Origin of the sequence: Paenibacillus jepli (assembly GCF_047238105.1) — a bacterium.
In the GTDB taxonomy this organism is placed as follows: Bacteria; Bacillota; Bacilli; order Paenibacillales; family Paenibacillaceae; genus Paenibacillus_D.
This window is the reverse complement of sequence record NZ_JBDFMD010000002.1, coordinates 45,733-58,056: the sequence shown is the minus strand read 5'-3', so window position 1 is coordinate 58,056 and position 12,324 is coordinate 45,733. Positions and strand designations below refer to the sequence as shown.

At 46.9% G+C, this 12,324-nt stretch carries 9 protein-coding genes and 1 pseudogene; 2 read left to right on the top strand and 8 right to left on the bottom strand.

Going from position 1 to position 12,324, the window contains the following annotated elements:
• Positions 1-24: 24 nt before the first annotated feature.
• Positions 25-1,629 carry a multicopper oxidase family protein gene (locus tag ABC336_RS31655; RefSeq protein WP_413242724.1) on the bottom strand — a complete coding sequence of 535 codons (1,605 nt, stop codon included), beginning with the start codon at positions 1,627-1,629 and terminating at the stop codon, positions 25-27.
• Between the two features lie 404 nt (positions 1,630-2,033).
• Here ABC336_RS31655 and ABC336_RS31650 point away from each other — a divergent pair, with 404 nt between their 5' ends.
• Positions 2,034-2,375, top strand: a complete 342-nt coding sequence (locus ABC336_RS31650; protein ID WP_413242723.1) for a hypothetical protein — start codon at positions 2,034-2,036, stop codon at positions 2,373-2,375.
• 447 nt (positions 2,376-2,822) lie between these two features.
• Positions 2,823-3,355: pseudogene (locus ABC336_RS31955) on the top strand (transposase); the annotation flags it as partial.
• Positions 3,356-4,404: 1,049 nt separating this feature from the next.
• Here ABC336_RS31955 and ABC336_RS31635 read toward each other — a convergent pair.
• The 7 genes from ABC336_RS31635 to ABC336_RS31605 form a co-directional block, all read right to left on the bottom strand.
• Complete coding sequence (locus ABC336_RS31635; protein ID WP_413242764.1) at positions 4,405-4,518, bottom strand: M23 family metallopeptidase; 114 nt, start codon at positions 4,516-4,518, stop codon at positions 4,405-4,407.
• Between the two features lie 100 nt (positions 4,519-4,618).
• Complete coding sequence (locus ABC336_RS31630) at positions 4,619-5,788, bottom strand: peptidoglycan DD-metalloendopeptidase family protein (protein WP_413242722.1); 1,170 nt, start codon at positions 5,786-5,788, stop codon at positions 4,619-4,621.
• Complete coding sequence (locus tag ABC336_RS31625; protein WP_413242721.1) at positions 5,788-6,417, bottom strand: hypothetical protein; 630 nt, start codon at positions 6,415-6,417, stop codon at positions 5,788-5,790. The genes ABC336_RS31630 and ABC336_RS31625 overlap by 1 nt, the downstream gene beginning before the upstream one ends.
• A complete protein-coding gene (locus ABC336_RS31620) occupies positions 6,414-8,948 on the bottom strand; it encodes a CD3337/EF1877 family mobilome membrane protein (protein ID WP_413242720.1) in 2,535 nt (844 codons plus the stop codon). The genes ABC336_RS31625 and ABC336_RS31620 overlap by 4 nt, the downstream gene beginning before the upstream one ends.
• A complete protein-coding gene (locus ABC336_RS31615; protein WP_413242719.1) occupies positions 8,945-9,394 on the bottom strand; it encodes a hypothetical protein in 450 nt (149 codons plus the stop codon). Before ABC336_RS31615 ends, ABC336_RS31620 begins: the two co-directional genes overlap by 4 nt.
• On the bottom strand, positions 9,391-11,895 hold the full coding sequence (locus ABC336_RS31610; protein ID WP_413242718.1) for an ATP-binding protein: 2,505 nt from the start codon (positions 11,893-11,895) through the stop codon (positions 9,391-9,393). The genes ABC336_RS31615 and ABC336_RS31610 overlap by 4 nt, the downstream gene beginning before the upstream one ends.
• On the bottom strand, positions 11,889-12,299 hold the full coding sequence (locus ABC336_RS31605; protein WP_413242717.1) for a conjugal transfer protein: 411 nt from the start codon (positions 12,297-12,299) through the stop codon (positions 11,889-11,891). Before ABC336_RS31605 ends, ABC336_RS31610 begins: the two co-directional genes overlap by 7 nt.
• Positions 12,300-12,324: the final 25 nt, after the last annotated feature.

Here is a 12,324-nt window from a genome sequence, read left to right as displayed (position 1 = left end):
ACCCACAAGGGTGTCCTTAGCTAATTATTCAGGCTTGTTTCCGGCATTCGGATCCGGTACAAAGTCGGGTTTGAAATCCGCATACATCAGTTCCGTGACCATACCGTCAGATGCATGATGCAAGTCATGGCAATGGAACATCCAATTGCCCTCATTGTCTGCCTCGAAGGCCACGACGTATTCTTCCCCAGGCTTTAAATTTATTGTGTCCTTTATAATAGGAGAGCCTTCTAACGGTTTACCGTCTTTGCTTAATACTTGGAAAAAATGCCCATGAAGATGCATCGGATGGTCATCTTTTTCCGAGTTATTGATGAGTCGGACTTTCACGGTATCGCCCTTCTTCACGTGAATCGGATCGGTATTCGGATATGTCTTTCCATTGATCGTATAGACCGTTTTTCCATTTTCAGTTTTTGTGCCCAGATCCATCGTATAGTCCAACGTGTATTGTTGATCTAGTGTAAAACTCATTTTACGGGCTTCACCGTAACGACTGATGTCTACTGCAGGCAGTTGAACGGACTCGTTCGGTTGATCGGAGCCTACCGCTGCTCCTTCGTAAGCGATGGTCGCTTTCATTCCTTTTACGGCTTGATTTTCGCCATGTCCTTCAATGAGCCATTGGCCGGGGTTATTGGCTTCGAATTCGATATCGTAACGCTCTCCGGGAGCTATTGTGATGACGTTATCTTGTACAATGCCTGGACTGTTAATCGGTTGACCATCCACAGCGGTGACTTTAAATTCATGACCGTGCAAATGGATTTGATGCGACATATATCCTGCATTGACAAGGCGGATGCGCACATCTTCGCCTTCTTTCACTGCCAATGGGTCAATGAGGGAGCCGGATTTACCATTGATCGTATACAAGTCATACATGCTCATATCATGTCCCATATCCATGGAATCGTCAATATTCATGTTACCATGATCCATGTCGGACATGTCCATATTCCCAGAGTTCATATCCGACATATCCATACCGGACATGTCCATACCCGAGCTCATCCATTCGTCCAGCACGAGCGTATAATCCCTATCTACCGAATTACCCTCTTTCGGTTCCACGATAAAGGACCCATATAAGCCCCGGTCCAGTTGATTCACGCCGTCTTGATGGGAGTGATACCAGTAGGTGCCCGGAAATTCTGCTTTAAATTCGTACGTGAATGACTCGCCTGGCTGAACGGCATTTTGTGTCACACCGGGGATGCCATCCATGTTATTCGGAACCGGAATTCCGTGCCAATGAATGGTGACAGGTTCGGGCAATTCGTTAATCAAATTAATTTCCACAGTTTCCCCTTGTTGCACACGAAGTTCTGGGCCGGGAACGGAATTGTTAAAGGTCCAGACCGGAAATGTATTGCCAGGAGCAATTTCCTGATTGCTTATTTTTGCCGTGAGGGTAAACTCTTTACCGGTTAACCTTTCAACCCTGCCAGTTTGGCCAGACGCCTCCTCTTGGCTTGATGATTCGTTGCTTGGCGGAGATTCGCCGTCCATAGTCATGTTCGAGTGATTCATACCGTCCATAGAACCACCGGAGTTGAAACATCCTGTTAATAAAATCGCTAATGCGCTGGTAATTGCAGCGCTTTTGAGCTTCCATTTATTTTTCATTGTGATCTCCCCTCATGTGGATTAAGTTGTACGAACTTATCGTAAACGATGAATGTGTAGATCTTGTGAGCAACTTTAATTGAAGAGCACCCGTTAACCATATTGTCATAAATGGCCCTCTGCTCCCCTGCTTGCGAAAATTTGAGACAGTGAAGTTCTAAATAGACTACAATTCGCAGTGAAAAGGAAGTGAATGCGGTTAAAATCAAGAAACTTAATTTGCAGCAATCGGGACTTAACCATTTCTTCGGTCCGATCAAACCCGGTATGGAAGCTAAGAATCATGTTTACAGTCATGTTCTTGTTTGGTTTGCTCATGTTAACGAAAATGGGACTCTATGCTGGTCATCATATTTGGAGCATACCGATCCTACATTTCCGGTCTTATTGGATGACAAAGCGGTATGCACACGCAACAACGTATCCATACCATCCAGCAGGCGGTTTACCGCTTCGAGGCTAAGCTGAAGGAGAAGATGCAGGAGACGCTGGCTCATATCTCCGTAAACTTCAGAAGCGCTCCATCAACAAATTCAGTAATAATCAGCAAATTAACCATTTTAAATAATAAAATGATCGAAGATAAGTTGAATCTGCTGGTAAGTGCAAAGCATTGGTTTGATTACTCTGATTTTGTAAGACAAGCATTCATAGATGGTGCCGGTATTAAACTCCCGGCTGAATCGCGCCAACAAGGTCAATATGTCGTATTAAGGGAAATACGGTCACTAACTGGCGTGATCTAAAGCCTGGCGATATCATGTTCTTTATGTCTTATAAAGGGGCAAATCCAGCAAACTACTCGAATGTGAATAAATTTAGCGAACGTATTACTTGGGTAACGGAAAAGTCCTCCACACTTATTCAAAAGAATCCGGAGGAGTTCGCATTGATAAAATCGAAGATACACATTGGGAAAAACGATTCCTTTACGGCGGTTCAGTACTCTAATTAAATCCGATTAGGATTGAGCATAAGCCTTTTTGACAGGGAGACCGATGAAGTACAATAGTTTTGTACCATGATTCGGAAGTCTATCCAAAACATAAAAAAGTAGGGTATCCTCGGAATTGCTTGATCACCAAGAAAGAGCCCTACTCGATGAATACTATAACCGAAACTATGTACAGCAATCTACTTGAAAAATTCTGTTACAAAGCTGCTGCAAGAGAAACTGGAACTTCTCTTGTTGGATTTACGTAAAACTCAAACGCAACTCCGTCAGTAGCGAAGCCGTGTACTTGGCCATGGGAATCGACGAAAAGGGTATTCGCCAAATTCTTGGTTTCTACGTCGGCGGTCATGAGAGCTAAACGGCTGGCGTGAGGTGCTGAAAGACCTTCAGAAACGGGCGCGACCGAGGTACTGCTCGGCGTATTTGACGGGCTTACCGGGTCTGGAGGAAGCCTTCCAGGAAATCTATCCGTAAGCAGTACCCAAAGGAGGCGAAATCCTGGGAAGATCAACTTCCGACTCTTCTGACCTTCTACAATTATCCCGCGCTCACTCGGCCTGCCATCTACACGACAAATCCGATTGAGCGGAAGAACAGAGAACTCCGGAATCGCCTCAAACCGATGAACAGCTTGACGAACATTGAAGCAGCTGAAAAATCATCTATCTGCAGGCGACGGACTACAACGAAAAATGGTCCAGCAGAGCCATACGAGGCTTCGTCGATCCAGACACTAAAGCAGCGTTTGATACCATGTACCGCGAGCGGTATGCGAGGGGCATAGGTAGTGAGCTTTATGCTCCCGCGCCTTCGCTTGGGCTGAGCCCTCCACCAGAAGTCGTACAACCAAATACCATCCACCGTCCCGATGGATAATCTTACTATACAAACTTCTTGACGCTACCGGGAGAGCATTCAAGAAGGCTGTGTTTGCGAAATAAATCAACAGTATTTTTTTTGTAAATCAGTAAAAAATATGTCGAAAGGATGTGAACATATTAAAACCGTTTTGGTTGTACAGGATGAGCCTAAGATCCGCGAGGTCATAACCTCATATCTAAAAAAATGATTTAGGCCAGAATGCTGCAAATTTACTTTTTCAAACCCATCCTTTTCACATCCTTGTAACTACATAATGTAGTTTACAGAAATCAAAAATGTCAATTCTCCTCACTGTTCCAACACATGCTCTCCTCTCTTTTTTCGGAGGATAGATCTGCTTTCTTCAAGGAGGCTTGGAATAGCAAGTAGCCAAGCATTTTTAATTTGTAGGCTACTTCCAACAATTCCTTTGAGGTCAGGTCATTGATATCCTTCGTGTCATTATTCAATTAATTTCCCCCACCTTTCATATGATATAACAGCCTATGAAACTTCTCGTTAAGTTGTTACACCAACAATTCAAAAGTGGTTGTTTGTTAACAAATAGCTGTGCAAGCATTTGTTATCAAACATGTGATGCCCTGTTAAACGGCTCAGGCCCTGCGTTAGGCCATTCACCTGGCAAACCTCGGCCGCTTACCGATGAGCAAGAAAAGCTGCTGGCGGACACCATTGCAAACCAGTGACCCGTCGACGTAGGCATTGAAGCCAAGTATACCTGGACCCTAAAACTGGCCATGCTCTTTGTGGAGCGAGAATTCGGCGAAAGCTACACGGAGAAAGGAATATCGCCTGCTGCGCCGAATCGGATTCAGCCATACCACCTACAACATGGCAATGGTCGACCCTGCGGAGCAGGAAACGTTCAAGACAGAGACCTTTCCGGCGTTTAAAAAAAAGCTGATGAACCAAGAAATTGGCGTTCATTAATTGTAATCTCAGAGATGCGGTCCCGTGCTTTTACCTGTGGAGCCGCATAGGGCAATCACATCACCGGCCTGCACCCAGTCTCCAACTTGTTTACATTCCTGACTGCTGTTGGCGAGCTGCAGCGCGTTTTTTGTTTACAATTAGGCCAAGGAGATCTTGGACGTTGTTTACGTATGGTGAGGTGGCCACTGCCGATCCTTACGGAACGAGCGGCGGTTTTGTTTACAAGTTACTTCCTCCCGTGATAATTGGATTAAAAGGAAGAAGGTAGGGCAACGGATCGACTGGAGTCCCGTTGATCCGAATTTCGAAATGCAGATGAGATCCGCGTGAATTCCCTGAATTTCCGACAAGCCCTACCGACTCACCTGTCCCTACTCGAACGCCCTGACGGATTCTTCCGTGCTCCAGCATGTGCGCATACAGCGTCTTCACCCCGCCCCCATGATCAATGATGACGGTATACCCGTATCCACCATACTCACCGCTAAACTCGACATATCCGGATGAGAACGCCACGATATTGGCCCCCGTTGAATCTCCGGTTGCGGCAATGTCTACACCGTTATGCACCCTGCCCCAGCGCATGCCGAACCCTGAAGTGACATACATGCCCTCGGGAACAGGAAAGGCGGCTCCGTCGATAAGATCGACGGGAATCCGATCTTCCAATTGAATATATTCCATGGCAAACCCTAACACGTCTTGTACATATCTTTGGCTGTGGTTATAGGCAAAGAGCGCCTGTTCATAGTTGCCCTCGGCGGCTCCATTGGCGGCCAAATATCCTGCTGCTGAGAATATTGCGTCTCGGATATTCCAGGGGTCAGCTCTACCGTCTCCATCGGCATCCAGCCCATATCCCCCATGCCTTGCAATCAAGAAAGGATCGACTAATTCCGATTCTGAAAAGTCTCCCCTGCCCAAACCACTACAACTTGGATGGCTCCACCCTACCCATGTGCAAGGCATAAACTGCATGTGGCCAACGGCTCCAGCATAACTTTCCTCCAGGTAAGTAGAAAACACGGTTTCTACACGATGAACAGCGGCCAGCAAGTTCCAAGGTACGTCAAATTCGGCTTCGGCTTCAAAATAAATCGGAAGATACTCTGCCGGAATGCTGGTCGATCCTGCATCCGATATTCGGCCACCCACGCCGAACGTTCCGCCCCCTCGATCTACAACCGCAGTGATAAACAGGTAAAAAACAATCATACCCAAAATAGCCAAGATAACAAAAACAAGGAGCAAAATGATTGCAATTTTCATTCCAATGGGGGTTTTTAATGCAGCGGCCAACGCTTTCTTTGCGGCGCGCTTAGCGGCTTTTTCTGCGAGTATCCGCCCAACTCCAGGCGACTGCCGACGGGGGATCGATGTATCGTCCATCACCTATCCCCCCCACTCTCAATGCGGTATTCCTTGACCAGCCAATCATCATCGTACAATCGTAGCGTCACAAAGTATTCGGCAAAATCCGGCTGTGTTGTACTGTCGGCCGCGGTGACCTCCCCATCAATGACAACGCTCCAGATGATCTCGGAATCATGCATATGATCGACGGGAAAAACCTCGGATGTGATAACCCTTGTTCGCTCTCGATCCAATGTGGGTCGCCGTATGGCACTTCTTTCCGCGGCATACAAGCGAGCGGATACAAACGGCTGAATCTCTTCAATGTATTGTTCCGGCCGCTCGGCATCGTGGGTGTAATAGGCTTCGGCAAAACGTTGGGCAATCTCTTGCGTTTCTCGCTGTTCCTGTTCGGTTAAATGCTCCTTTGCCTCTTGTCTTTCCGGAAATTCTATGTCTGCAAACTTGGATTCCGCCTCTGGCTCGGGTTCTGTCACTGTAGGCGGATCGGTGTCCGCTACAGGCGGCGAATCAACGGCCTCCTGTAGCGGTTCCCTGAATCCTCCACTCAAAAACACGAAAAACAAACTGACAGTCAGAAAGGAAACGAACAACAAGAAAAACAGTTTCACTCGGTCGGATCGGCGCCGGAAATCTAAATTCATTGGCGGCCACCTTTCCCCCATGAAAACCAGCTTCGCTTGGGCGTTTCATCTGTTACCTGATGGGTTTCATGTTGTTGCCTTTGCTCCCATCTCTCTTTTTGCTGCTTGATTCGGTTTTCCCGGTTAATCAGATTTATTTCCTGCTGTCGATTCCATTCATTTCGGATGTTCCGTTTTTCAGCTTCACTAATGACGCGGTGTGTGGTTTGTTCCTTTTCCTTTTTCGTATGCTCTGCTTTTTCGATTTGACTGCGTTCAACTTTTTCCGTTTTATGCCGAACGTGAGCTGTGTTCTCTTGACGTTCCAGCTTCTCTTTTCGGCGTTCTGTTTTTGATTGCATGCGCTCGGACAGTTCGTTTACATTTTTCTTATCAACTTGGTTGATTTGCTGTGAACGGTTGGTTTCATTATTTTTGTTACGCGTTACGTTTTGCTGCTCCACTTGATTATTTCGGGTCTGTTCGTTACGCAGCACGGTCTTATGTTCAGCCTGTCCACGTTGAACCCGTTCACTATGGGATTTGCTGTTATTACTCGGCTTGCTCGATCTAGAAGCAAACGAAGAACCTATGCCGGGTTGTTCAGCGATATTTGCAGACTCATTGCGTACCACCGTTTGATTTTCAGCTTGCCCGCGTTGAACCAGCTCTTTGCGGGGCTGCTTGATCTGCTTCCGGGTTTCTGCGACGGAAGGCGTGCTTGACGGCAGATGAATAACCGATGGCTGTTCCGCATCTTTACGATAGGTCTTCGCGGTTGTGGCTTGCTGATTCCCTGGCAAGCGACTAGCGAGCTGGTTCGCTCGAATCCTCCCTTTGCGTCCAGACGGAGAGTTCGCAGCTGCTACTTGTCTGAGAGCAAGGGATTGCTCATGGTTTGGAACGCTCCGGCTAGGAAGCGACCTGACGTTTGATCCAAGTTTTTTCTCTTCATCAACAACTCGATAGTCCGCATCAATAATGGTCGGATCTCCGGAAGCTCGTCTTCTCCGTTGCGTATCTCGCTGATAAAACTCTGCTTTGGCGGTCTTAACCTTTTCTTTTTTGGGATTTTTAGAAGCTTGTCCGCTACCGCCGGAAGCCGCTGCCCCCGCCATTTGGGGTGTGAAACCCTGGTTCCCTTGAATCATAGAACGCAACATGCTGTATTTCGCAAAACGTGCCGCCGCCGACGCGCCAGGAATGCCCCCAATAGCTTCTCGAGTACGGGAACGATATTCCCGGAAACTATCTAGCGATCCCCGTGTAGAACTGGCAATATTCGCGGTAGTGTTGGTGATAAAGCTGAAAAGCTCCTTCCGCTTAAACCAGATCCCCACGTAGCAAAGGATTTGCATGCCGAGTACAAAGAGAAATCCGTACTCAACCATACTCACCGCGTTATAAATAAGCGTGCCAATTGTAAAAATCACCGTCATAAGCAGCGCGAAGCCAACCTTCATTAATAGCGCATGCAAGGTCTTCATGGCCCAGTTAAACGCACTCCCCCGCCATGCTGGTACCAGTGCCATCAGCAAAGGAACTGGAGCAAATAAGACCAGGGCAATAAAAAGGATCTGATAAAGGACAACGGCCGCGGCCATGAGAAGCATCTGACCCGCCAGAATCAGATTGGCAAAAAGCAGCAATCCAACAAACCACGTTCTACTATTCAAACCCTCTACACTCATCATTTTATTGTCATACTCATTGACTTCCTTCTCTGCTTCTCTGCTTCTATCTTCGCTTCCGGGTTCTAGCTGTAACATTCGGTCAACACGAGATTCATCTACTTGCGGTGCCCCATACTGTAAAAAAAGATAGGGTGTGTAGATCATTACATCAAACATCTGATTTTGTACCGCAGCTATGCCTTCATTGCTGTTGTAGTTCGATCCCGGCGATATAATATTCGATGTGCTGTTTAACACGTTCATTTGCAGCTCTTTGGACCAGCCGTTAACCAGAGGCAATATGCGATCAGACTGCGATATGAACCCTAAACCGAATGCAAATATGATGATCATCGAGAGGATGCCGGAAGTTGCCCTGCTCTGTTCTCGTTTAACAATCCCCACATAAGCCGCCCATGCCCCGACAATTGAAATGATTAAGATGATTAATGAAGGCCAGATGCCGTCACTGCGAAAACCTCCTTCATCAAATCCGGCGATGGTTTTAATCGCTTCGGATATTTCACCAATAATGCTGTCAATGATGTCTAACTTAAATGCTTCTCCTACGACGGATATGACAAAGTAGAAAATGACCACCATAAGCGACCAGCCGCCATTGACCAAATCCAACCGTGTAGCCTGCACGCCGTCACTGATTTTTCCAGATACATTAAACGGATTTCGTGTACGGTCGATGTGTAAATCTAACTGATATCTGGATGTATCATATTTATTGTATTGCAGCTCCACCGCCCCTTCGTGCGATCGGGTTTCTCTCGGAACCAAATTATCTTCCAAGGTGCTGGCTTGAACACCCCCGGCAAGAAACGAAAACATGAGCAGGAGTAGGACGACTTTTTTATTAATTAGCTTCATGGGCTGCTCAACTCCCGCAGCATGTTTTCGTTCAACTTTTCCACGATTACATCAAAGTCCGGCGTTTCACCGTAGCGTTCCTTTTTCCATCCTTCCTCTGTTCGTATAATCTTAAATGTTGCAACCCGCAAGTTGTCATTCTGTGATGGATCTAGATATTCCATCAAGTAATAATAGGTCTGATCGTCAAATACCCATTCGGTTAAGCCATATGTTTCAAGCTGGTAAGGAGATTCATCCTCGTGTAAACCTAATAAATCTTCTTCTCTATATTCCAGCAAGTTATTTAAGGCCTCGTAATCCTTTCGGATATTAGCCTCCGTATACAGGACTGGAATGTCACTTGGCTTCAAACCATTAATTTCTTCGGGTGCTACACTCCCGCAAGCACTTGTAATCAAAAGTGCAGAAAGCATGACTAAGATCGTAATAATTCGGAACCTCATACAAACACCTTCTCTCGCTCTGTACTCCGCTTCTCTTGCGGTGGCCGCGTGTCAAAGGCTTTATCCAAATCAGCGAATAAGGGATCAAATTTGATAACACCACTGCGTCCATAAATATCCTGCATGAGACAGTGGCCGTTCTCCAGCTCACTTATAATGGTGCGGTTGTATTCCGTATCGCGTAGATTAAACAGCTTCAACACATTGGAGATCTCGTCCGGATCGGTACTCCGAAACGCAAATTTCATGCCAATATTGTTTTTGATTTTTTCATCCAGAAGATCATTTGCATTTTGCGAAATCAAGTAGATGCCTGAATTCATGGCGCGACCTTCTCGAATTAATCGTGATGTGACGGACTTGCCTTGGGAAGTATTTAGCATGGACCAGGCTTCATCCATCTCCACAATTTTAAATTGACCGCGGTCACCGTGAATATATTTTAACGCGAAGCTACCAATCGGGAGCATCATACCCACAGACAGCATTTCATTGAGCGTGTATTCTTTTGGATCGGTTTCCGGCGTAGGCAGTTCCAAGTCATGTGTCATTAGAACATTCATGGCCGTTTCAAACTTGAACGAATTCGACGGATCTCCATCACCGAAAAGCAGGCTTGCAAAAGATAGCTCTTTGAAACTCATCATATGCTCGCCAAGCCTGCTGCTTTCCAGATCCCCTTTGATAAGGCGATTTACAGCATCGGTCATCGAAGGGAACTTACACTCTTCCGACACTTGCCGTACCACTTTAGCTAGGCGTGGGAACCGTTCTGAATCGTTCATCGCGACACCAGTGAAATACGTCAGGATGTTCAACGCAAGGGCTTCTGCATCCTTTGGACTGTCCGGAAAAATGGAATACGGATCAAGCTTCCCTGTGTGCACGGAATCGCTGGACAAGCTAACAATGTTAATGTTGCCTTCCAATGCCTTCAAGTCGTGTGCCCAATTGCCGCGTTCCCCTTTTGGATCGATGACCAATGCCTTCGCTCCGGAGAGTACGGCGTTATAAGTGATAAGGTTGGCATTGTACGATTTTCCACCCCCGAGCGATCCGATGAAGCAAGCCGAAAGGGCATTCGTTTTGGAGCCGCGCACACCCTGTGCAGCCAAGTTAGGCGCAATATAGACAGGTTGATTCAAAATCCCCGTGTGACCAATATAGAAGCCTTGGCCGTCACCGATTTGCTTGGTCGCGCCAAACATCCCTCCGGCCATCGTTCCCGGCTCCATGTAATGCTCATAGTCCGGGACATACCGCTTTGCTCCCGGCAAAAATTCGTTAAAGAGCAAAAATTGGTCCCCATACGGCTGCTCTACATGGATACCCATGTCTTCATAGGTATCTTTAATAATATCGCACCTGCGGCGCAGCTCATCTTCGTCTGAAGCTGCCAGGCACAGCACGATAGAAGATAAAATGAGGGGCATCCGTGTCTTTTGCAGATGTGCTTCCAGCTCTTGCGATTCCGCCCGGCCCTCCATGACATTGAGGCTGGTATCATTATCCGTCTCTTGCGCATGCCGATCTTGGTCTTTCAGTTCTTTTTGCTTGTTCCGAACAGCCGTCATCGCCACGCGATTATCCATCGTCTTTGTTCGGATGGAGATTTCAACGGGGAATTCCAACCCCTGAATCGCATACAGCCATTCGTCGCCGGGAAACGTCATATCGTACGGCACATTGGATATGGTCATAAAGGCCATGTGGCCTTCCCATTCCTCACCGTCAATCGACTGTCGCACAATCAAGCTTCGCCCGGGGCTTTCATCCACCTTGCCTTCGGTGAGCTTCATAATGTCTCGGTGCACGGGCCGGCGAACTTTCACATTGCCATCCTCATATTCCGTATAATGCACGGTATAGACCGGACTCCACTGCTGCAATACAGGCGCTTTTCCGATTCCACGATACCAGTTGCGACGTATCAGCCACTGTGTAACGTCTTCGTCAATCGGTTGGCCATGTATGCGAGAGGAAACCTTGGTGTAGACCCGCCGCTCGCTTTTCATATGTCGCTTGATTGCTTCTTCCAATATTTCCGGTCCTTCAATACCGGACTTTTCATGGATAAACTGGAAAAACTCTTTAAGTAGTTCCTTGGCTTCCTTGAAAAAATCACTGTTCGCCTTCTCCAGATCCGGAAGCTTTACACCGATGAAGAAACGGTATTCCGTGCCTTCGCTCCCGTGACGCTGCTGCAACACGTCTACCGTATCGTCGATGTGATCCAGCGCGGCATTCATGACCGCGCCAGATAACGTTTCTTTGTACTGCTCGTACTTCTCATGAATGGACTGGAATTCAGGCAGAATGAGCATGTGTAATTCGGAATTGATTTGCCAAAAGAAGCTCTCGAGTCTGCGAAATTCTAACATTTTTTCATCATCGGATAGGAAATCATAGTTGAAGCCGGGAATGTCGTAATACGCCCAACATTTTCCGTCTTGCGCAAATATCAAATTTCCTTCATAGTAGCTAATGGGAAACTCTAGCATTCCGGATCTTCCCCTTTCGTGTGATAGCTCAAACGTCTGTAGCCAACAGGGGAGCTATACACATGTGGCTTTTTCGGATGCACAGTTTCCTTGTAACGATTGTGGTCGTGCGGTGCGAGTTTGAATAAAACCCACCGCACGATGAACCGATGCGGCGCTTTGCCGTCAAGTAATTGCTTCGTAAAAAACCATGCCAGCAGTCCAGGGATGCCAATGTACTCCACCATCCAAAGATTAATCATGTTAAAGGGCGGAAATTTATTTAGTATCCACATGAAGGCCACGCCGCCGAAGAAGAAACCGATCTGTCGGTAACTTACTGGGAACGGCAAGGCGATATCTTGTATACCATAAAGCATTTTAGGGATTTTCCAGACGCTCGTATACGTTCGCATGCGTCGCATCAAATCATCCTCCTTCCCTGTATCA

Coding starts and splice junctions, on each gene's coding strand:
- ABC336_RS31620 (WP_413242720.1), bottom strand. CDS start 8,948: ATGAAGCTAATTAATAAAAAAGTCGTCCTACTCCTGCTCATGTTTTCG.
- ABC336_RS31610 (WP_413242718.1), bottom strand. CDS start 11,895: ATGCTAGAGTTTCCCATTAGCTACTATGAAGGAAATTTGATATTTGCG.
- ABC336_RS31655 (WP_413242724.1), bottom strand. CDS start 1,629: ATGAAAAATAAATGGAAGCTCAAAAGCGCTGCAATTACCAGCGCATTA.
- ABC336_RS31650 (WP_413242723.1), top strand. CDS start 2,034: ATGCACACGCAACAACGTATCCATACCATCCAGCAGGCGGTTTACCGC.
- ABC336_RS31605 (WP_413242717.1), bottom strand. CDS start 12,299: ATGCGACGCATGCGAACGTATACGAGCGTCTGGAAAATCCCTAAAATG.
- ABC336_RS31625 (WP_413242721.1), bottom strand. CDS start 6,417: ATGAATTTAGATTTCCGGCGCCGATCCGACCGAGTGAAACTGTTTTTC.
- ABC336_RS31615 (WP_413242719.1), bottom strand. CDS start 9,394: ATGAGGTTCCGAATTATTACGATCTTAGTCATGCTTTCTGCACTTTTG.
- ABC336_RS31630 (WP_413242722.1), bottom strand. CDS start 5,788: ATGGACGATACATCGATCCCCCGTCGGCAGTCGCCTGGAGTTGGGCGG.